This window comes from Mesorhizobium sp. RCAM 06353, assembly GCF_059683585.1.
In genome coordinates, this window is sequence record NZ_CM185031.1 from 5,362,343 (window position 1) to 5,381,188 (window position 18,846).

At 63.0% G+C, this 18,846-nt stretch carries 22 protein-coding genes and 1 pseudogene; 12 read left to right on the forward strand and 11 right to left on the reverse strand.

Annotated features, from left to right (window positions below; genetic code table 11):
- The first annotated feature begins 7 nt into the window (after positions 1–7).
- Entirely contained in the window at positions 8–967 is a 960-nt protein-coding gene (locus AC56QX_RS26055; RefSeq protein ID WP_497111352.1) for a hypothetical protein, read from the forward strand.
- 43 nt (positions 968–1,010) lie between these two features.
- Positions 1,011–1,718 carry a transporter substrate-binding domain-containing protein gene (locus AC56QX_RS26060; RefSeq protein ID WP_497111353.1) on the forward strand — a complete coding sequence of 236 codons (708 nt, stop codon included), beginning with the start codon at positions 1,011–1,013 and terminating at the stop codon, positions 1,716–1,718.
- Between the two features lie 112 nt (positions 1,719–1,830).
- Here the strand turns inward: AC56QX_RS26060 and AC56QX_RS26065 are convergent, their stop codons facing one another.
- The 6 genes from AC56QX_RS26065 to AC56QX_RS26090 all read right to left on the reverse strand — a co-directional run bounded on the left by AC56QX_RS26065 (position 1,831) and on the right by AC56QX_RS26090 (position 6,153).
- Positions 1,831–2,175, reverse strand: coding sequence for a cupin domain-containing protein (locus AC56QX_RS26065; RefSeq protein ID WP_497111354.1), 345 nt, complete (start codon positions 2,173–2,175; stop codon positions 1,831–1,833).
- A gap of 6 nt (positions 2,176–2,181) precedes the next feature.
- Positions 2,182–3,462, reverse strand: a complete 1,281-nt coding sequence (locus AC56QX_RS26070; protein ID WP_475451158.1) for an O-acetylhomoserine aminocarboxypropyltransferase — start codon at positions 3,460–3,462, stop codon at positions 2,182–2,184.
- A 144-nt stretch (positions 3,463–3,606) separates the two neighbouring features.
- The gene (locus tag AC56QX_RS26075; RefSeq protein WP_497111355.1) at positions 3,607–4,128 is read right to left on the reverse strand and encodes a CoA-binding protein; all 522 of its coding nucleotides are present in this window, start codon (positions 4,126–4,128) and stop codon (positions 3,607–3,609) included.
- Positions 4,125–4,907, reverse strand: a complete 783-nt coding sequence (locus AC56QX_RS26080; RefSeq protein ID WP_497111356.1) for an AAA family ATPase — start codon at positions 4,905–4,907, stop codon at positions 4,125–4,127. The genes AC56QX_RS26075 and AC56QX_RS26080 overlap by 4 nt, the downstream gene beginning before the upstream one ends.
- A complete protein-coding gene (locus AC56QX_RS26085) occupies positions 4,907–5,329 on the reverse strand; it encodes a VOC family protein (protein WP_497117898.1) in 423 nt (140 codons plus the stop codon). Before AC56QX_RS26085 ends, AC56QX_RS26080 begins: the two co-directional genes overlap by 1 nt.
- 2 nt (positions 5,330–5,331) lie before the next feature.
- On the reverse strand, positions 5,332–6,153 hold the full coding sequence (locus tag AC56QX_RS26090; protein WP_497111357.1) for an enoyl-CoA hydratase: 822 nt from the start codon (positions 6,151–6,153) through the stop codon (positions 5,332–5,334).
- A 153-nt stretch (positions 6,154–6,306) separates the two neighbouring features.
- On the opposite strand from AC56QX_RS26090, the gene AC56QX_RS26095 reads away from it, so the two are divergent.
- The 4 genes from AC56QX_RS26095 (at position 6,307) to AC56QX_RS26110 (ending at position 8,953) form a co-directional block, all read left to right on the forward strand.
- Positions 6,307–6,771: a PaaI family thioesterase gene (locus tag AC56QX_RS26095; protein WP_497111358.1), complete on the forward strand. Its 465-nt coding sequence runs from the start codon at positions 6,307–6,309 to the stop codon at positions 6,769–6,771.
- Positions 6,772–6,986: 215 nt separating this feature from the next.
- The gene (gene rplM / locus AC56QX_RS26100) at positions 6,987–7,451 is read left to right on the forward strand and encodes a 50S ribosomal protein L13 (protein ID WP_010915638.1); all 465 of its coding nucleotides are present in this window, start codon (positions 6,987–6,989) and stop codon (positions 7,449–7,451) included.
- Between the two features lies 1 nt (position 7,452).
- Positions 7,453–7,935, forward strand: coding sequence for a 30S ribosomal protein S9 (gene rpsI, locus AC56QX_RS26105; protein WP_027042360.1), 483 nt, complete (start codon positions 7,453–7,455; stop codon positions 7,933–7,935).
- A gap of 226 nt (positions 7,936–8,161) precedes the next feature.
- Complete coding sequence (locus AC56QX_RS26110; RefSeq protein WP_497111359.1) at positions 8,162–8,953, forward strand: class I SAM-dependent methyltransferase; 792 nt, start codon at positions 8,162–8,164, stop codon at positions 8,951–8,953.
- A 105-nt stretch (positions 8,954–9,058) separates the two neighbouring features.
- Here the strand turns inward: AC56QX_RS26110 and AC56QX_RS26115 are convergent, their stop codons facing one another.
- Positions 9,059–10,117 carry a glycerophosphodiester phosphodiesterase family protein gene (locus AC56QX_RS26115; protein WP_497111360.1) on the reverse strand — a complete coding sequence of 353 codons (1,059 nt, stop codon included), beginning with the start codon at positions 10,115–10,117 and terminating at the stop codon, positions 9,059–9,061.
- A gap of 96 nt (positions 10,118–10,213) precedes the next feature.
- Complete coding sequence (locus AC56QX_RS26120; protein WP_497111361.1) at positions 10,214–11,422, reverse strand: acyltransferase family protein; 1,209 nt, start codon at positions 11,420–11,422, stop codon at positions 10,214–10,216.
- A gap of 123 nt (positions 11,423–11,545) precedes the next feature.
- On the opposite strand from AC56QX_RS26120, the gene speB reads away from it, so the two are divergent.
- From speB to AC56QX_RS26140, 4 genes and pseudogenes are all read left to right on the forward strand, one after another.
- A complete protein-coding gene (speB, locus tag AC56QX_RS26125) occupies positions 11,546–12,553 on the forward strand; it encodes an agmatinase (protein WP_497111362.1) in 1,008 nt (335 codons plus the stop codon).
- 30 nt (positions 12,554–12,583) lie between these two features.
- Positions 12,584–13,510, forward strand: coding sequence for an N-acetyl-gamma-glutamyl-phosphate reductase (gene argC, locus AC56QX_RS26130; protein ID WP_497111363.1), 927 nt, complete (start codon positions 12,584–12,586; stop codon positions 13,508–13,510).
- Positions 13,510–13,713, forward strand: a pseudogene (locus AC56QX_RS26135) (aminoglycoside phosphotransferase family protein); the annotation flags it as partial. The gene argC and the pseudogene AC56QX_RS26135, both read left to right, overlap by 1 nt.
- 94 nt (positions 13,714–13,807) lie before the next feature.
- Positions 13,808–14,131: a hypothetical protein gene (locus AC56QX_RS26140; protein WP_258584315.1), complete on the forward strand. Its 324-nt coding sequence runs from the start codon at positions 13,808–13,810 to the stop codon at positions 14,129–14,131.
- 21 nt (positions 14,132–14,152) lie between these two features.
- Here the strand turns inward: AC56QX_RS26140 and AC56QX_RS26145 are convergent, their stop codons facing one another.
- A complete protein-coding gene (locus AC56QX_RS26145; RefSeq protein ID WP_497111364.1) occupies positions 14,153–15,244 on the reverse strand; it encodes a COX15/CtaA family protein in 1,092 nt (363 codons plus the stop codon).
- Positions 15,245–15,396: 152 nt separating this feature from the next.
- Between AC56QX_RS26145 and AC56QX_RS26150 the strand changes: the two genes are divergently transcribed.
- Entirely contained in the window at positions 15,397–15,612 is a 216-nt protein-coding gene (locus AC56QX_RS26150) for a DUF2842 domain-containing protein (protein ID WP_258584317.1), read from the forward strand.
- Positions 15,613–15,632: 20 nt separating this feature from the next.
- On the opposite strand, the gene AC56QX_RS26155 is transcribed toward AC56QX_RS26150, so the two are convergent.
- On the reverse strand, positions 15,633–16,691 hold the full coding sequence (locus AC56QX_RS26155; protein WP_497111365.1) for a polysaccharide deacetylase family protein: 1,059 nt from the start codon (positions 16,689–16,691) through the stop codon (positions 15,633–15,635).
- 91 nt (positions 16,692–16,782) lie between these two features.
- Between AC56QX_RS26155 and AC56QX_RS26160 the strand changes: the two genes are divergently transcribed.
- Positions 16,783–18,012, forward strand: coding sequence for a GNAT family N-acetyltransferase (locus AC56QX_RS26160; protein WP_497111366.1), 1,230 nt, complete (start codon positions 16,783–16,785; stop codon positions 18,010–18,012).
- 3 nt (positions 18,013–18,015) lie between these two features.
- Here AC56QX_RS26160 and AC56QX_RS26165 read toward each other — a convergent pair whose 3' ends face one another.
- Positions 18,016–18,729 (reverse strand): GntR family transcriptional regulator, encoded by a 714-nt coding sequence (locus AC56QX_RS26165; RefSeq protein WP_497111367.1) that lies wholly within the window; start codon positions 18,727–18,729, stop codon positions 18,016–18,018.
- Positions 18,730–18,846 lie beyond the last annotated feature (117 nt).

Below are 18,846 nucleotides of genomic sequence, written 5' to 3' on the forward strand. Positions count from 1 at the left end.
AAATAGCATGGCCATCGCCCAGAAAATGGCGCTGGGCCTTCTGGAGCGGCAGACCGGATCGAAAGGCCTGCCGCTGGCGTCCTTCGCCATAGAGGTCGACCTCGATCTCGACGGCATCCCGGAAATCTTCGCCTACCGCTACGCTCCGGGCTGTGACGGCACAACATGCGGCAACTTCCTGTTCGTCCTGGAAGGCGACAGCTATCATGAGGTTCTGGGCGACATTCCCGGTGCCAGGCTGGTGCCGCAGGACAAGATCTCGCTCAGTCCCTTCAAGCGGCACGGCTTTTTCGACATCCAGTCCGACACAATGACGATCGGTTGGGATGGAACGCGCTATATCGACGCTTCCGCCTTTCCAGCTTCGACGCTCGATGGCGCCGCCTTCGTCGCCGCCTGCCAGAAAAGCAAGTTGGGCGAGCAGCCGGCCGAGGGCGAAGCGGAACAGGCGGCCACGGCATGCCAATGCCAGTTCAACCGATTTCAGGTCGTCGGCTTCAAACAGGCCGACCTTGACGCCTATACGGCTTCGATTGCCGGGCAGGAAGTCGAGTATCCAATAGGCGACAAGGAGGACGCCTGGCTCGCCTTGTCGAAAAGCGCTCAGGACGCCGCTACCGGCTGTGATGTCGCGAGCGGCAAAAGCCAATGGCCGCCGGCCTATTTCAACCATGGCGACCAGCCGCAGCAGAAACTGAACTTCGGCGCATTTCTCGACGCTTGCCCGGCACAGGACTTCATCCTGACCAACCACAAGACCGGTTCGCCCGATCGCGCACTCGCGCTTTGCGGTTGCCTCGCCCGCGAAATCCCGACCTATGGCGTCAGCCAGCAGGGGCTCGACCTCTTGGCGCAATATTATCGCGATGAGATTTCTGACGCCGATCTCGAAGCGCAGGATGCCGATTTGCTGACGGCGCACGACAAGGCGTCCGAAGCATGTCTCAGCCAGTTCCCCGCGAAGTAGATCGCCTTGACATGACGTCTGGCTGCCGGAACCAATGATCGAAATGAAATTCGCTTTCCTGGAAGAGCCGCCCTTCTGTTTCACCGACGCATCGGGCGAGGTTTCGGGTTGCGACGTCGAGCTTGCGCGGGGGATCAGCGACATGCTGGGCTTTGCAGGCTTCACAACGCTGGGTACCAAATTCGCCGAATTGCTGCCGGGGCTGGTCGACAACCGCTGGACCATGACGACCGGGCTGTTCGTCTCCGATGAGCGCAGGCGGATTGTCGACTTCACCCGACCGATCTGGTCTTTGCAGGATGGGTTGCTGGTGAGGCGAGGCAATCCGCGCGGCTTTAGCGGATACCAATCGATCGCGAAGGACCCGACTGCATTGATCGGCGTCATCACCGATCAGGTCCAGCATCTCACGGCGTTGCGGAATGGCGTCTCGCCCAGCCAGATCAGGCTGTTCGCGACACAGGCGGACGCAGCGCGGGCTGTTGCCGACGGCACGGTGCATGCTTATGCCAGCGTTGCCATGGCGCACCGAGGTTATCTGGCGCGGCGACCCGAAATGCCGCTTGGGCTTGTCGAGGTTGCCGCGGCTGAAAAACAGCCATCGGCCGGCGCCTTCGCGATCGCCAAGGAGAATGCCGACCTGCTCCGGCGCATCGACGATTGCCTCGATGAACTGCTCGGCAGCGAATGGCATCGGCGGATGATGGCCCGATACGGATTTTCAGACAGCGACATCGATCGCGTCGTCTGACCCGGATGCCGAAAGCGCGTCACGTTTGATCGGATTCACGCGATGCGCTTTAGGTCCTTGTCTTTATGCATGTCGTTCTCCCAAAACCGGGGCCACTTTTGGGCGACATGCATCAAAGCTTGATCACATACTCCTTGCGAGTCGTTTCAAGCACTTCCCAGCTGCCCTTGAAGCCCGGCCTCAGCACGAAACTGTCGCCGGACTTGACGGTGCGCGCTTGCCCACCGTCCTCCGCGATCACCGAAACGCCGGACAGGATGTGGCAGAACTCCCACTCGTCATAGACGATGCGCCACTTGCCGGGGGTCGATTCCCAGATGCCGGCGTAAAGGCCGCCGTCCCGCTCCTCGACATTCCAGGTGCGGAATTTCGGATCGCCCGAGATCAGCCGATCCGGCGCCGGTGCGCCGGATTCGGGTTCGACGCTTTTGGTGTCGACACAAAGAAACGCAGCCATCCCCGATCAGACCTTGGCGAGCGCCTGTTCGAGGTCGGCGACGATATCGGTGACGTCCTCGATGCCGATTGAAAGCCGCACGGTGTCCGGGCCGGCGCCGGCCTTGACCTTCTGCTCGTCGGAAAGCTGGCGGTGCGTGGTCGAGGCCGGGTGGATGACCAGCGACTTGGTGTCGCCGACATTGGCGAGGTGCGAAAACAGTTCCAGCGCCTCGACGAATTTGACGCCGGCCTCGTAGCCGCCCTTGAGGCCGAAGGTGAACACGGCGCCGGCGCCGAGCGGCGAATATTTCTTCTGCAGCGCGTTGTTCTTGTCGCTGGGCAGGCCGGGATAGTTTACCCAGGCGACCTTGGGGTGGTTGGACAGCCAGCCGGCGACCGTGACCGCATTGTCGCAATGGCGCTGCATGCGCAGCGGCAACGTTTCGAGGCCGGTCAGGATGAGGAAGGCGTTGAATGGCGAGATTGCCGGGCCGAGATCGCGCAGGCCGAGCACGCGCGCGGCGATGGCGAAGGCGAAATTGCCGAAGGTTTCGTGCAGGACGAGGCCGCCATATTCCGGGCGCGGCTCCGACAGCATCGGGTACTTGCCCGACTTCGACCAGTCGAAGGTGCCGCCGTCGACAATGACGCCGCCGATCGAATTGCCATGGCCGCCGATGAACTTGGTCAGCGAATGGACGACGATGTCGGCGCCATGCTCGATCGGCCGGATCAGATAGGGTGAGGCCAAAGTGTTATCGACGATCAGCGGCAGGCCGTGCTTGCGGGCGATGTCGCCGATCTTTTCGATATCGACGAAGGTGCCGCCCGGATTGGCCAGGCTCTCGATGAAGATCGCCTTGGTCCTGTCGTCGATCTGGCTTTCGAAGGTCGAGATGTCGTTGGTGTCGGCCCAGCGCACCTCCCAGCCATAGTTCTTGAAGGCGTGGCCGAACTGGTTGATCGAGCCGCCATAAAGTCTGGTCGCGGCAACGAAATTGTCGCCCGGCTGCATCAGATTGTGGAACACGATCACCTGCGCGGCGTGGCCGGATGCGACTGCCAGGGCGGCGGTGCCGCCCTCGAGTGCCGCGACGCGCTCTTCGAGCACCGCCTGGGTCGGGTTCATGATGCGGGTGTAGATGTTGCCGAAGGCCTTGAGGCCGAACAGCGATGCGGCGTGATCGGCATCGTCGAAGACGAAGGAGGTCGTCTGGTAGATCGGCGTGGCGCGCGCGCCGGTGGCCGGATCGGGCTTGGCGCCGGCATGGACGGCGAGCGTGTTGAAACCGGGCGAACGGGTCACTGAAACCTCCCTTTGAACCTTCTCGAATTGGCCGCGCATTCTTGGCGAAGGCCGCGCGCGAATGCAAAGAAGAAAATACCTTTCGGCGGACGTTCTGCGACGAACGCGCCAGAAAATCCATTTATTCCCGGAATAATTTTGCGCCTATTTCTGGCGCACGCCAAAACTCTGGAAGCCCTGGCGCATCAGTGGCTTCTTCGACGACAGCACGCCAGAATTGACGCCAGTCCAACCAATTTCGCCGGACAGCTTGCCGTACTCGATCTTGGGGCAGCGGTTCATCACCACCTTGATGCCGGCCGCCTCGGCGCGTGCAGCTGCCTCGTCATGGCGCACGCCAAGCTGCATCCAGATGACTTTGGGCAAGGGATCGAGCCGCAACACCTCGTCGACGATGCCGGGCACCGCTGTCGCGGCGCGAAAAATATCGACCATATCGATCGGCTCAGGAATATCGGCGAGGCTGGCATAGGTCATCCGGCCAAGAATTTCCTTGCCGGCCTGTCCCGGGTTGATCGGGATCACCGAAAAGCCCTTGGCCAGCAGGTATTTCAGCACGAAAAAGCTCGGCCTGACGTCGTTGGCCGACGCGCCGACCATGGCGATGGTCTTCACCGAATTGAGGATGCCGGCGATATAGGTGTTGTCGTAGCTATCGTGATTCATGCCTCGTCCTCATACAACGCCTCGGCGAGAAAACCATCCGGGTCATTGCTGAAATCGCGCAACATGCGGAAGTGGTCCGTATCTCGAAAGTCGGCGGGCTCGAGCCCGAACCGGCTGATGCGGAACAGCTGCGCGCCAGGACAGGCCATGAGCAGCGGCGAATGCGTGGCCATGATCACCTGCGCGGTGCCCGACTGATCCATGCGCCGCAGCATTTTCAGCAGTTCGATCTGGCGCGACGGCGACAGCGCGCTTTCCGGCTCGTCAAGGATGTAGATGCCTTGCCTGCGGCAGCGCTCCTCGAAGAAACGGATGAAACCCTCGCCATGCGACCAGGACAGGAAATCCGGCGGCGGTGGCCCGAAAGGATCTTCCAGCGCCGCTTGATCGAGGTAGCGGGCGACGGAATAGAAGGATTCGGCGCGAAAGAACCAGCCGGTGGTGACTTTTGGCAGCCAGTGGCCACGGAACGTGTTGGCCAGCGCGGCTCCGCTCTGGTCGATGGCGCTGGAATGGTCGACCGGGCGGTAGCCTTTGCCGCCGCCGGCCTCGTCATAGCCGGCCAGCGTGCCGATCGCCTCGAGAAGCGTGGATTTGCCGGTGCCGCTCTCGCCGACGATGATGGTGATTGGCGTGGTGAATTCGAGTTCGAATTCGCGGCCGCGAAACAGCGGCAGGTTCCAGGGGTATTTTTCCCAGTCCGCCACCCGCTCGGGATCGAGCAGGATGCGTTTGAGATAGGGCGCCTTGAGCCGCGTCAGCTGCTTGCGGTAGGCCATCAACCGGGCAGCGAAATCGTGCCGTCTTCCGCGATCGGAAAGGCCGGATTGTGCGCCACTTCCCAGATATGGCCGTCGGCATCGGCGAAGTAGCCGTACCAGCCGCCCCAGAAGGCGCGGCCGGCCGGCTTGACGATGCGGCCGCCTGCCTTTTCCGCCATGGCGAGCACTTCATCGACCTCGGCATCGGAGCGGGTGTTGTAGGCGAGATAGACAGCGGAAGGCGCGTTGGCAAAGGCAAGCCCCGCATCCTCCTCGGCACTGGCGCGCGGAAACAGGCCAAGAATGGAACCGCCCATCTGGAAGAAGGCGACGCCGTCGGTGATGCCGGCATGCCGTTTCAGGCCCATCGCCTCGTAGAAGCGTACCGCGCGATCGAGATCGTCGGTCGCGATCGTGATGATGGAGATGCGCGGCTCCACGACTATTCGTCCGTCCATTCCGGCTTGCGCTTGCCGATGAAGGCGCCGATGCCTTCTTCGGCGTCACGCGCCAGCATGTTCTCGACCATGACGCGGCCGGTATAGGCATAGGCGTCCGCCAGCCCCATTTCGGCCTGTGCGTAAAAGGCTTCCTTGCCGGTCTTGACCACCAAAGATGATTTGGAAGCAATGGTTTGCGCGTATTTGGTGACGATCTGATTCAGGTATTCGCGCGGCACGACGCGGTTGACTAGGCCGAAGTCCTTGGCGGTTGCCGCGTCGATCGTCTCGCCGGTCAGGAGCATCTCCATCGCCTGCTTGCGTGAAACGTTGCGCGACAGCGCCACCATCGGCGTCGAGCAGAACAGGCCGATATTGACGCCCGGCGTGCAGAAGGTCGCCTCATGCGAGGCAATCGCCAGATCGCAGCTCGCGACCAATTGAAGCCCGGCGGCGGTCGCCAGACCGTCGACTTCGGCGATGACAGGCAACGGATGGCGCACGATCGCCTGCATCAGCTTGGCGCAAGCGGCGAAGGTCTCTTCGAAGAAGGCCTTGCCGCGATCGGCGTCGGCACGCCGCGCGGTCATCTCCTTGAGATCATGGCCGGCGCAGAACACTTTTCCCGCCGCCGACAGCACGATGACACGAACAGCCTTGTCGGCCTTGGCGCGTTCGAGTTCCGCCGTCAGCGCAGCCATCACTGCCAGCGACAGGGCATTGGCGGGGGGATTGGCGATCGTCAGGCGCAGCACGCCCTTGCCCAGTTGTGCGACAACCGGACCTTCAACTGCAGCAGGCTTGATGGCAAGGATTTCGGCCATGGCTAAGGTCTCCACGATTCCGGTCGGGTTGGCAGACTATCTAATATCGGATCGGGTTTCATCCAACACCCATCGCTTGCGCCAGGAGGATGAAGATGTTGCCAGAAACACCCGGCTGCGCCCATACAGGCTTGTCGCAAACGAGAGACCGACATGCCCGCCCAGACCAATCTCAAACCGGTGCTGACCGCAGCGCAAATCAATGCGCTGATGGCGACTGTGTTTCCGCAGCTCAACGAGAGTTCCGCCGCCTATGAGGCGATCGACGTGTTTCCCGGGGGCTGCATTGTGCGGCTCAATGCCAATGAGCGGCATCTGCGTCCCGGCGGAACGGTGTCGGGCCCTGCCCTGTTCACGCTGGCCGACATTGGCGGCTATGTTTGTGTGCTCTCGCATGCCGGGCCGGATGCCCTCTCGGTCACCACCAACCTCAACATCAACTTCGTGCGCAAGGCCGAGGCCGGGCCGATCGATGGCCATTGCCGCATCCTGAAGCTGGGAAAGAGCCTGATGGTGTTCGACATCGACATCGTCGCCGGGCCGGACGGGCACACGATCGCGCACGCGACGGGCACCTATTCGATCCCGCCGAAGCGGAACGGTGATGTGGTAAAATAATACCTTTTACCTAGATCGTTGTTTTTGCTATCGTTTCTTCCCTGGAAAGCTTTTTGATCGGCTTGACGCGCAGTCCCCCCTCGCCTATAAGCCCTCACGAAGCAGCGGCCCGCAAAGGCCGCCGTTTTGTTATTGGCGGCGGGCAAGCGTCTCATCGCCAATCCAAGCAACAAGAAACGCCTTCGCTTTGAAGGTCAGAACCGAGAGCAGAAAACATGACAACCTTTTCGCAGAAGCCTGCGGATGTGGTGAAGAAGTGGATCCTGATCGACGCCGAAGGTCTCGTCGTTGGTCGTCTCGCCACTGTCATCGCCAATCATCTTCGCGGCAAGCACAAGCCGACCTTCACCCCGCATGTCGACGACGGCGACAATGTCATCGTCATCAATGCCGACAAGGTGGTGTTCACCGGCAAGAAGTTCACCGACAAGGTCTATTACTGGCACACCGGCCACCCCGGCGGCATCAAGGAGCGCACCGCTCGCCAGCTGCTCGAGGGCCGTTTCCCCGAGCGTGTCGTCGAGAAGGCCGTTGAGCGCATGGTCCCGCGTGGCCCGCTCGGCCGTCGCCAGATGAAGAACCTGCGCGTCTATGCAGGTGCCGAGCATCCGCATGTCGCCCAGCAGCCAGAAGTCCTCGACGTGGCCAAGCTGAATTCCAAGAACAAGAAGGTCGCATAAGATGGCTGAGCTTTCCTCGCTCGCAGAACTGGGCGCCGCCACCGGCAACACGAATACCCAGCCGGCAGCCCCCGTCCACGTCCAGAAGCTCGACAAGTCGGGCCGCGCCTATGCCACCGGCAAGCGCAAGAACGCCATTGCACGCGTCTGGGTGAAGCCGGGTTCCGGCAAGATCGTCGTCAACGACAAGGAATTCGCGACCTATTTCGCGCGTCCGGTCCTGCAGATGATCCTCAACCAGCCGATCATCGCCTCCAACCGTGCCGGCCAGTACGACATCGTCGCCACCGTCGTCGGCGGCGGCCTGTCCGGCCAGGCAGGTGCGGTTCGTCACGGCATCTCCAAGGCGCTGACCTACTACGAGCCGGCACTGCGCGCCGTGCTCAAGAAGGGCGGCTTCCTGACCCGCGACAGCCGCGTCGTCGAGCGCAAGAAGTACGGCAAGGCGAAGGCCCGCCGTTCCTTCCAGTTTTCCAAGCGCTAAGCGCTCCGCAGTTTTCGACAATCGAAAAGGCCGCCTCCGGGCGGCCTTTTTGCATGGCGCATCCCTATCCGGCGGAATGCAAGCCGTGTTGCACATCCGGAAAATGTCAGGCTCGGCAGATTTGCTGCGGCCCGTCGCGCGCGGTGCGGCACAATGCTACGAAAGGGGGATCGGCCTGTTCGGTCCAAAGGATATCTGGATAGGAAATTCTTGGGGGAGATCTCAGATGTCGTCACCCGAACCGATCAAATTCACCGACGGCGCGGCTTACGAGCGCTTCATGGCCCCCTGGAGCCGATCCGCCGGGGCTTTGTTCCTCGACTGGCTGGCGCCGGACCCCGGACGGGCCTGGGTTGATGTCGGTGCCGGCAACGGCGCGTTCACTGAGCTCATTCTAGCGAAGTCCGCCCCTTCGTCCGTTTGCGCGATCGATCCCTCCGACGCGCAGATTGCGACTGCTCGGCAAAAAATCTCGGCAAAGCAGCTCGAGCTGTCGATTGGTGATGCGATGGCCCTTCCCTACGACGCCAACCGCTTCGAGGTCGCGGTGATGGCGCTGGTGCTGTTCTTCGTCACCGACCCGCGCAAGGGCGCCTCGGAAATGCTCCGCGTCACCAAGCCCGGCGGCATTGTCGCGTCCTACACCTGGGACGTCATGCGCGGCGGCACCCCTACCCAGCATTTGTGGGAGGAGATGGACGCGATGGGCAAACCGGCCGCACGTCCGCCGAGCGCGGAGGTCTCGCGTTTCGCGGCGCTGAAGGCGCTTTGGGCGGAGCTCGGCATCCGCGATGTCGAGACGCGCGAGCTTGTCGTCGAACGCACCTTCGCTGACTTCGACGATTATTGGCTATCCATGGTCGTGAGCAGCCCGAGCGGAATCGTCGGGAAGCTTTCGGATGCGGAGAGCGCGGAGCTGAAACGCCGACTAAAGGACAGACTGCCGGCAAGCGCCACGGGAGCGATCACGGTTCACGCCTGGTCGACGGCGATCAAGGGGCGAAAGGCAAATAGGTGATCTCACATCCGCGCGTCTTGCAATACGTCCAGGTGCTGCGGGCCAAGGCAAGTGCGTCCGGATCGTCGCCGTTGAACAGCAGCACCATGCGCTGGTAGCTCTGGGTCAATTGATGCTGGCGGTCGCGGCAGGCTCGATGCGTTCGCCCGTCCCGGCATAAGGCACGCGATAGCCGTTCGCTGCCAGCCAGTCGATGGCCGCCTTCGGCTCGTCGGTCTGGATGATGGTGGCGCCACGATCGGCCCAGAAACCCCAGGCTTCGCGCGGCAGGCTGGCCTGCACCGCCAGTTCGTCGCCACGGCCGCCGGCCAGAAAACCGCCCGGCTTGTTGACGATGGCGTAGGTGTCGGCCCAGATGTGCCAGTTGCCCCGCACCGCCGCCGCACGCATGCGTGTGCTGAACAGCGGTCCACCGGTTGCGGTCAGCGTTTCGGCGCCCGCCCGCCAGTTGATCAGTTCGATCGCGCGTGGCGCAAGAGCGTGGTCGACCGTTTCGGCGAATCCGGCATCATGCACCGCGTCATCGGCGATGATCGGCATGAACTGGAAGCCGCCGCCGATGGCAGCCATCGCGGCCTTCACAGTTGCAATCCTGCTCTGGTTCCAGAGGTTCTCCTTAACGATGACCTGATCGGCCATGCCGAGATCGCGCGCCACCGCGATCATGCCCGGGAGGTCGCCGACTTCGAGCTTGTTGTCGAGATTGATGAGGATCCGGTCCCTGGTCGCCAGCAGCATCTCACGCAGCGTCGAGACCCTCTCGTTGGTGACGGCACGGGTTCCCTCGACCACCAGCCGGCATGCCTTCAGTTCGCCCAGCGTGTATTTGACCACCTCGCCCTTGCAGGTCGTGGTGCGGTCGAGCCAGCTGTCATGCATGACGACGAGCTCGCCGTCCTTGGAACGCCTGATATCGACCTCGACGATCTCGGCGCCCATGGCGATCGAGCCTTCGACGGCAGCGAGCGAATTTTCCGCGTAGAGCGTCTTGCCGGCTTGCATGCTGCCGGCCCGGTGCGCGGCCACCATGACATGGTCGCGCCACTGGTTGGCATGCTCGAAGCGGTCGAGGATCTGCCTGGCGCGGCTTTCGCCGGCCAAAGCCTGGCCGGAGGCAACCGCGAGTGCCGTGGAAAGCAGAAGGCTCAGCCAGATGGTCCGCATCGAGAATCGCTCCTTGCCGGATCGAAGCCGGGATAGGCGATGCTCGTGACAGGGAGGTGAACGAAGCCGGCTAGCGGATGTTCGCAATATGAGGCGTCAGATGCGTTTCGCGAGCCGGCGGAACCATGCAAGGGTCGGCATCTCGACGAAGCGCCAGGTGATCCAGGACGCTGCGATGGTGGCGACGAGCATCAGGATGATCGCCACCGTTCCAGCCCAGCCGGCACCGAAGCCGGTCGCCGGCGAGCCGCGCAGCACGATGTCGCCGACGAGGCCCAGGCCAAGCTTGTGCTCGACGAGCCCGGCAACGTTGATCAGGCGCGCCTGGACGAAGATGTGGACCATGTAGATCGAGTAGGACAGCGCGCCGAGCGTCAGCATCAACGGCGTCCTCAGCACAGCGCTGATCCAGCCGCCCTCATGGGCGAACAGAAACAGCGCCAGCGCGAACACAAGGGGTGCGGCGATGCCGAAATCATTGCTGCCCGCCAGCGAGACGAAAAGCACGATGACCGCCACCATGACGATTTCGGCAAGTGTCCAGCTCAGCCCCGGGCCGCTCCTGGCGAGGAGCTGTCGCGCCCCTGCAATGGAATCATGCTGAAACCAGGCCAGCAGGGCGCCGAGCGAGAAGCCATAGAGGCAGCGGATGAAGCCGAAATCGTAGGACACATCCATATGATGCGTGGAGAAGCCGAGCAGGAACAACGGCGCAGTGACGGCGGCGGCGACGAACCATATACAGGCGCGCGCGCCGGCGATGAAGACCACGCCCGCGAACATGAGATAGGCGAAGAACTCCGCCGAAATGCTCCAGCTCGGTGCATTCCAGGTCAGATGATCCTCGAAGCCCATCCCTTGCAGCAGAAGCAGATTGGCCAGCAGGCTCTTCAAGTCAAAACCGCCGGTGAAGGGGGCAGCGCCAGTGCCATGCAGTTGCGGCAGCACCAACCGCAGCAGCTCGAATCCCGCAAAGGCGGCAAGCATGAAGAGATGCAGCGGATAGATGCGACCGAACCGCACCAGGGCGAAGCGAGCGACCTGGTCAGGCTGGTTCAGCCTGTTGCCATAGCTGCTGGCGATGACGAAGCCGGAAAGGACGAAGAAGAAGTCGACGAAAAGATAGGACGAACCGATGAATCTGCTCTGCGAGATCGCGGAAGCGGTCGGGAAATGGAACAGCGCCACCAGCAGCGCGCAGATGCCGCGCCACGAATCGAGAACCTGGAAGCGTTCACCGGCGATCGTGCCGGTGTGGGTCGACACCACGGCATCGGACGGATTAAGAAACGCGGTCTGCGTCATGATGATACAAATCCTGTCTTGCCGTGGCACCCGTGCGGCGCGATTTCGTCTCGCCAAGCTGTGACTGGCATCTTCCGTGCCGGTTCTGTAGTTGTTGCACCCCGATGAAAACGAGGACCAGTAATGGCGACCAAGAACATCGACCATGCCTTCACCGCTCGCTCCAAAACGGGCGGCGCCCTTGAGCCGACCTATTCCGGCGCGCTGTCGTTCATGCGGCGCAAATACACCAAGGACGTGAAGGGCGCGGATGCGGTGGTGTGGGGCATTCCCTTCGACGCCGCCGTCACCAACCGGCCCGGCGCCCGTTTCGGGCCGCAGGCTATACGCCGCGCCTCGGCGATCCTCGACAATGACCCGCAATACCCGTTCTCGCGCGATCTGTTCGAGCATCTCGCGGTGGTCGACTATGGCGATTGCCTGCTCGACTCCGGCAACCACCAGAAGACGCCCGGCACGATCGAGCGCGAAGCGGCCAAGATCCTGAAGTCAGGCGCTTTCCTTTTGACGCTGGGCGGCGATCATTTCGTCACCTGGCCACTGCTCAAGGCGCATGCCGCCATCCACGGGCCGCTCGCTCTGGTGCAGTTCGACGCGCATCAGGACACGTGGGAAGATGACGGCAAGCGCATCGACCACGGATCCTTCGTCGGCCGCGCGGTCAAGGAAGGCATCATCGACCCCGACCGGTCGATCCAGATCGGCATCCGGACGCACGCGCCCGATACGTTCGGCATCAAGATCCTCTACGGTCACGAAATCGAGGAGATGCGTGCGTCCGACATCGCCTACGCCATCGTCGACCGCACCGGCGGCAAGAAGACGTACCTCACCTTCGACATCGATTGCCTCGACCCGGCCTATGCGCCGGGAACCGGTACGCCGGTGGCCGGCGGACCGTCCTCGGCGAAGATCCTGTCGACGCTGCGGCAGCTCAACCAGATCGATATTGTCGGCGCCGATGTCGTGGAGGTTGCGCCGGCCTATGATCACGCCGATATAACAGCGATTGCCGGCTCGATGGTGGCTATGCAGTATCTCGGCCTGCTGGCGGAGCGGAAGGCACGGCAGGTAGAGATGAACAACGGCAACCACAACGGTGCCGCGGTGAATCACGGCAACGGCATATAGTGTTGAAATATCAGGGAATTTGATCAGGTCATGAAACCGAAAATCTTCATCGACGGCGAGCACGGCACCACCGGCCTGCAAATCCGGGCGCTGCTTGCCGAGCGTGGCGACCTGGAGATCATTTCCATTCCCACCGAGCGCCGCAAGGAAACGGCGGCGCGCGCCGAACTCCTCAATGCCGCCGATGTCGCGATCCTGTGCCTGCCGGACGATGCGGCGAAGGAAAGCGTCTCGCTGATTGCCAACGACACCACCAAGGTCATCGATGCGTCGACGGCGCATCGCGTCGCCGAAGGCTGGGCGTACGGCTTCGCCGAAATGGACAAGGATCAGGCAAAGACGATCGCCTCGGCCAAGCGCATCGCCAATCCCGGCTGCTGGCCGCAAGGACCGATCGCAACGCTGCGGCCGCTGGTCACCGCTGGCCTTCTGCCGGCCGATTTTCCGATCACCGTCAACGGTATTTCGGGCTATTCGGGCGGCGGACGCCCGATGATCGAGGATTATGTCGCCAAGGGCGAGGACGCCTCGGAGTTCCTGCCCTATGGCCTCACCCTGCAGCACAAGCATGTGCCGGAGCTGCGGGCCTATGCAAAACTGTCGCATGATCCGATCATGCAGCCTGCGGTCGGCAATTTCGCCCAAGGCATGATCACGGTGGTGCCGCTGCAGCTCGGTGGCCTCGGCCATGTGCCGACGGGTGCGGAGCTTCATGCGGCCATTGCCGACCATTTCGCCGCCATCAAGGGCGGCGTGGTCGAAGTGGCGCCCTATGCGCATCTGGAGCGCATGCCGGACATCGATCCCGAGATCTACAACGGCACCAACCGCATGAAGGTCTATGTCTTTGCCAACGACAAACGCGCCCAGGCGTTGCTGCTGGCGGTCTACGACAATCTCGGCAAGGGTGCCTCGGGTGCCGCCGTCCAGAATATGGACCTGATGCTCGGGCTCTGATGGACGCACCAGCCTTCCCGGCGCGCTGGAAAATCAGCGCGCCCGAACTTATTGCCGAGACTTTTTCGAGCCGCATCTGGAAGGTTGTTCGCGAGGATGGCTCGCCGGCCGTCGTCAAGGCGCTCAAGCCTTTCGACGATGTCGCCGACGAATTGCGCGGTGAGCATTTCCTTGCCTGGCGGCGCGGCGAAGGTGCGGTGCGGGCGCATTTCTGACGCCAAGAGGACGGCTGAAGTAATCGATTGTTCACCATGATCGGCTACAGACCATGTCCTGGCTCCCACCCAAGGATCTGTCATGGTCAGCGCGATCTCGGGTTCCTCCTCCGCAACCCAGTATTCCTCCTCCAGTTCCTCGAGCAATGCAGCCCAGGAGGCCGCGCTCGAAAAGCAGATCCAGGATCTGGAAGACCAGGCCAAGGCGATCACGGATGAGGTCAAGGCTGCCCAGGTGCGGCAGGATATCGCCGTCGCCCAGGCCAAGCTGGACGCGCTCAGGGCCGCCGACGCCGACAAGGCAGCGAAAGCCGCCCAAAGCCAATCAACGCCGTCCGCCGCCGCTGTGCGTCAGGCCGAATTCGACGGCGAGAAAACCACGCAGTCCAACGAATTCTGGATGTAACCAGCCGACCGGCTCTAGGGATCAGCTCCTGAGCGCGATCTGGTGCGGCAAGGGGTAAGCACCCTTGGTACCGCGCCAATGCGCGGCAGCAAAGCCCAGCACGATCATTGCGAAACCCTGATGGGTGAGCGCCATATGCAACGGCACATGCATGAGCAGCGTGCCGATACCGATCGAGGCCTGCACCAGCACCAGCGCAAACAACAGCGTCGCACGGCGCGCATGGGTTGAGCCCGGCAGCCGCCGATGCGTGGCGATCATGTGCCAGAGCGCGACGGCGAAGACCGTATAGGCGCCGAGCCGATGCACGAACTGCACCGTCTTCGGGCTCTCGAAGAAATTGCGCCATGCCGGCTCGAGGATCAGCAGATCGCCGGGGATGATCTTGCCGTCCATCAGCGGCCAGGTGTTGTAGCTCAGACCGGCGTCGAGCCCGGCGACCAGCCCGCCGAGGTAGATCTGGATCAGCGCCAGAAGCACGATGACGCCGGCCAGGCGCTGCGTCGAGCGATCGGCGGCGGGCTCCGAATGCGGCGCCAGCCCTCGGGCCACGACCATGGTGGCGGTGAAGATCAGCGCCGCCAGCGTCAGGTGCGTCGCCAGCCGGTACTGGCTGACGGAAACCCGGTCGACCAGGCCGGAGGCCACCATCCACCAGCCGATGGTGCCTTGCAGGCCACCCAGAAGCAGAATGCCGACGAGCTTTGGCCCAAGGCCGCGCTCGATGCGGCGGCTCACCCAGAAGACCAGCAGCGGCAAGGCGAAAACCAGGCCGACACTGCGCGCCAGCAGACGGTGCGCCCACTCCCACCAGAAGATCGACTTGAACGCCTCGATGGTCATGCCCTTGTTGAGCTCGGTGTATTGCGGGATCTGCTGGTAGCGCTGGAATTCCTCTTGCCACTCGGCGTCGTTGAGCGGCGGGATGACGCCGTGGATCGGCTGCCATTCGGTGATCGAGAGGCCGGACTCGGTGAGCCGCGTGGCGCCGCCGACCAGCACCAGCGCAAACAGCACCAGAAGCACGACATAGAGCCAGCCGCGCACGAGCGCGCGGTTGTGCAGGTCGCGGTCGCGGGCGGCGTATGGCGCGGCGGCTGATATGGCAGCCATGATCTTGTCCCGGCAGGTTGAGGTGGCGGATTGGTGAACCATCGCACCCGTGCTGGCAAGGCCATCCGGCGCGGCACGCCGTCGCGCCGTCCGCCGCGGGTTGCGCGTGTCCTGCGTTCGGCCTAAGCGATAGCAATCAACGAGGCCGAGCTATGCCCATTCGCCTGAAAAAGCTGATCGGAATGTTCCTGCTGGTGGCGCTGGTCATCATCTATGCGCTGGTCGCATCGATCTTCGCTGTCGCCCGGCTGTCGGAGTCGGGTCCGTTGGTGCAATTCCTGTTCTTCCTGTTCAGCGGCCTGCTCTGGGTGCTGCCGGCGATGGGCATCATCAAATGGCTGATGCTGGAGCCACGGGTGAAGCGCTGACGCCCGGCTGCCCGTCGCAATCAGATCGTGACGAGCATCTTGCCGGCATTGGCGAGCGGCGTCGTCACACCCGACAGCATGGTGCGAATGTGGGCAAGGTTCTGGTAGCGGCCATTGATCGAAATGCGCGGCAAGGCCTGCAGGAAGCCGGCATGTTCGGCGCGCAGCACGCCATGGCGGGTCGTCACGGCGGAGGTATAGCCGGCGTCACGGACAAAGCCGACTTCGCGGCAGCCGACGGCGCTTGCATAGCCATAGGGATAGGCGAAATGGTGCGGCTCCCTGCCAAGCTCGGCCCGCAACATGTCCTTTACGGCACCGATTTCGTGGCGCGCATCGGCCTCGGAAAGCCGCTTGAGATTGGCATGGTTGATCGTATGGGCGCCGATGGTCACCAGCGGATGCGCGGCGACGGTCCGAATCTCATCCCAGTTCATCAGTGTCCGCAGGCGCGGAACGTCCGCGTCGACGCCATTTGAAGCGGCCAGATCGCGCAGCACGGTCCGCAAATCTTCCTCGCGAACCTCGTTGGCGAGGTAGGCGTGCAGTCGGGCTATCGCCTGGTGTTTCCTGGCGGGGGTCGCGCAATCGATCACCGCCGGACCGTTCGGGGTCGCCAGCGTCAGGCGGTCGCACGCATTGACGATGTCCTCGGCCACATCCCACCACAGATCGGCGGTGCCGTCGATCAGGCCGGGCGCGACATAGATGGTGATCGGCGCGCCGTGCTTTTCCAGCACCGGCAGGGCCTCGGTCATGTTGTCACGATAGGCATCATCGGCGGTGATGGTGGCGAAGCGGCCGCCCTTGCCGCCTGCCTTGATGCGCTCCACGGCCTCGTCCATCGAGACGAAGGCATAGCCGTCCGCCTTCATGCCAGCGATCACGGCGTCGAGGAAACTGGGCGCGATGTTGAGGTGACGGTTGACGCTGTTTGGCTTCTCCGGTGTCGCCGTCACGCGATGCAGCATCAGGATGGCGCCGATGCCGCCGACAAACGGCCTGGCCAGCGGTGCGAGGCCGGTATAGCGCGCGAAATTGAGCGCCAGTTTCCGGATTGCCTCCCCACCGTCGATCATTCATTCACCTTTTGCGCCTAGGCTGATCCAAGCACGGAACACGCCTGAGCGCTCCCCCAAATCGGGATCAATACGCCTTAAGGATTGAGGTATGGTTGACGCAATGGCGTCATTTGACGGCAATCGGCTCGCGGCGACCGAGGCTTCGCCGCGCGCCCCGCCGAAGGATGCAGCGCAACTGTCTGTTTCCGTTACCGCGGCCGAAGGGCTCACGACCTATGCGGGGTTTTGCCGCTCGGCGCTCTGCGCGCCGGCGCAGGGCGCGATATGGATCCTGAACTGGGCCGCTGAGCTCAAACCCGATCTGCTCGTCGCAACGCTCTCTCGCGAAGGCGAGCCGGTCTTCGCTTTGGCGCTGGAGGTCGTAAGCCAGGGACCGTTCCGGGTTGCCCGTTTCATGGGCGGCCGCCACGCCAACGGCAATTTCGCCGCCGCCGGCCCGCAATGGCTGGCCAGGGCTGATATCACGGCCATCCGCTCGATGTTTGCCGCCATCGCCAGAGCCCGCCCCGACATCGATGTCATCGCACTGGAACGGTTGCTGCCCGATTTCGACGGCATCGCCAATCCGCTCGCATCGCTTGACCATTTCGCCAGTCCCAATCTTTCGCTGGCCGTCGACCTTGCCGGTGGCTTCGATGCGCTGCTGCTGCGCGCCAGCGGCAAGCGCAAACGCAAGAAGCATCGTTCGCAGACGCGAAAATTCGGGGCAGTCGGCAGCCACCGGCGCATCGAGGCACGCACACCGGACGAGGTGGACAGGTTGCTCGACGCCTTCTTCGAGATGAAGGAGCAGCGCTTCCGCAAGATGGGCATTGCCAACGTCTTCGGCGACGACCAGACACGCGCCTTTTTCCGGGGGCTGTTCACCCAAGCCCTGGCCGAGGACAAGCCTTCTTTCGCGCTGCACGGGCTGGAGGTTGCCGGCAAGCTGCGCGCCGTCACCGGGTCGAGCCGCTCCGGCAAGCGCCTGATCTGTGAGTTCGGAGCGATTGCCGAGGACGATCTCGCGCACAGCAGTCCCGGCGATTTCCTGTTCTTCGACAACATCCAGGAAGCCTGCGAGACGGGTTTTGCGGTCTATGATTTCTCCGTCGGCGACGAGCCCTACAAACGGCAGTGGTGCGATATCGAAACCCGGCATTTCGAGGTGCTGGTGCCGCTGACGCTGAAGGGCCGCGCGCTGGCGCAGACACTTCGCCAGGGCGCGCGGCTGAAGGCTTTCGTCAAGAACAGCCCGACGATCTGGAAGCTGACCAAGATGCTGCGCCGCAAGGCAGCCGGACAGGCTGCACCCACTACCGGCGAGGACGATAGCTAACTTTCAGAAATTCAGAGCTTCCTTGAGCGCTGGGCCGGCCCTGACGCGCAGATCGAGATCGGCTTCGATGTGATCGATATGGTGCAGCATCAAGCGGCTTGCCCGCTCGCAATCGCTGTTTTCCAGCGCGCCGACAATTTCCGTGTGCTCGCTGTGCCCGCAGGCTGACACGCCGGACCGTCCGTAAAGCGCAATGACAAGCGAGGAGCGCGCGACCAGCTCCTCCATGAAGCGCTGCAGGATGGCATTGCCTGCGACGGAGGCCAGCAGCAGATGGAAATCGCCTGAAGCCTTGATTTCGGAACGCCGCGCGGTCGGACCGCGCTCGGCGATGAAGCGGCCCTCCTCGTCGAGTTGCGCCCTGAAGGCGACGATGTCGGCTGATGTGACGCGCCCGCAGGCGGCAATGGCAATGCCGGGTTCGATCAACCGGCGCGAGGCGAACACCTGGCGTGCTTCCTCGGGTGACGGGTTGGCGACGAAGGCGCCGCGGTTGCGCTCGGTGCGCACCAGGCCTTCGAAGGACAGCATCTGCAAGGCAGCGCGTGCCACCGTGCGCGACACATCAAACAGCGTGCCGACCTCGCCTTCCGACAGCTTGGTGCCCGGCGCCAGCCGACGGTCGACAATGGCGTCGCGCAGATTGTCGCGGATCGCCTGAGCGCGATCCTGATTGGCGCTGTCGGTGGCGGAATAGATCTGATCGGCGATATTCATGGCGATGGCGTTCCCGCCCTCTTCTAACGCGACTCGTCCTCCCCGCACGAGAGGCAAAGTGAACACGAAGCCAAAAAAGATTGCATACGATTCTTGTGCAGATCGCGCACAATCGCC

Bases quoted from the DNA above. Each gene is read 5' to 3' on its own strand.
- AC56QX_RS26095 (WP_497111358.1), top strand. From the start codon at position 6,307: ATGCCCGCCCAGACCAATCTCAAACCGGTGCTGACCGCAGCGCAAATC.
- AC56QX_RS26150 (WP_258584317.1), top strand. From the start codon at position 15,397: ATGCCCATTCGCCTGAAAAAGCTGATCGGAATGTTCCTGCTGGTGGCG.
- AC56QX_RS26075 (WP_497111355.1), bottom strand. From the start codon at position 4,128: ATGAATCACGATAGCTACGACAACACCTATATCGCCGGCATCCTCAAT.
- rpsI (WP_027042360.1), top strand. From the start codon at position 7,453: ATGGCTGAGCTTTCCTCGCTCGCAGAACTGGGCGCCGCCACCGGCAAC.
- AC56QX_RS26120 (WP_497111361.1), bottom strand. From the start codon at position 11,422: ATGACGCAGACCGCGTTTCTTAATCCGTCCGATGCCGTGGTGTCGACC.
- AC56QX_RS26080 (WP_497111356.1), bottom strand. From the start codon at position 4,907: ATGGCCTACCGCAAGCAGCTGACGCGGCTCAAGGCGCCCTATCTCAAA.
- AC56QX_RS26140 (WP_258584315.1), top strand. From the start codon at position 13,808: ATGGTCAGCGCGATCTCGGGTTCCTCCTCCGCAACCCAGTATTCCTCC.
- AC56QX_RS26060 (WP_497111353.1), top strand. From the start codon at position 1,011: ATGAAATTCGCTTTCCTGGAAGAGCCGCCCTTCTGTTTCACCGACGCA.
- speB (WP_497111362.1), top strand. From the start codon at position 11,546: ATGGCGACCAAGAACATCGACCATGCCTTCACCGCTCGCTCCAAAACG.
- AC56QX_RS26165 (WP_497111367.1), bottom strand. From the start codon at position 18,729: ATGAATATCGCCGATCAGATCTATTCCGCCACCGACAGCGCCAATCAG.
- AC56QX_RS26145 (WP_497111364.1), bottom strand. From the start codon at position 15,244: ATGGCTGCCATATCAGCCGCCGCGCCATACGCCGCCCGCGACCGCGAC.
- AC56QX_RS26055 (WP_497111352.1), top strand. From the start codon at position 8: ATGGCCATCGCCCAGAAAATGGCGCTGGGCCTTCTGGAGCGGCAGACC.
- AC56QX_RS26155 (WP_497111365.1), bottom strand. From the start codon at position 16,691: ATGATCGACGGTGGGGAGGCAATCCGGAAACTGGCGCTCAATTTCGCG.
- argC (WP_497111363.1), top strand. From the start codon at position 12,584: ATGAAACCGAAAATCTTCATCGACGGCGAGCACGGCACCACCGGCCTG.
- AC56QX_RS26090 (WP_497111357.1), bottom strand. From the start codon at position 6,153: ATGGCCGAAATCCTTGCCATCAAGCCTGCTGCAGTTGAAGGTCCGGTT.
- AC56QX_RS26160 (WP_497111366.1), top strand. From the start codon at position 16,783: ATGGTTGACGCAATGGCGTCATTTGACGGCAATCGGCTCGCGGCGACC.
- AC56QX_RS26110 (WP_497111359.1), top strand. From the start codon at position 8,162: ATGTCGTCACCCGAACCGATCAAATTCACCGACGGCGCGGCTTACGAG.
- AC56QX_RS26065 (WP_497111354.1), bottom strand. From the start codon at position 2,175: ATGGCTGCGTTTCTTTGTGTCGACACCAAAAGCGTCGAACCCGAATCC.
- rplM (WP_010915638.1), top strand. From the start codon at position 6,987: ATGACAACCTTTTCGCAGAAGCCTGCGGATGTGGTGAAGAAGTGGATC.
- AC56QX_RS26115 (WP_497111360.1), bottom strand. From the start codon at position 10,117: ATGCGGACCATCTGGCTGAGCCTTCTGCTTTCCACGGCACTCGCGGTT.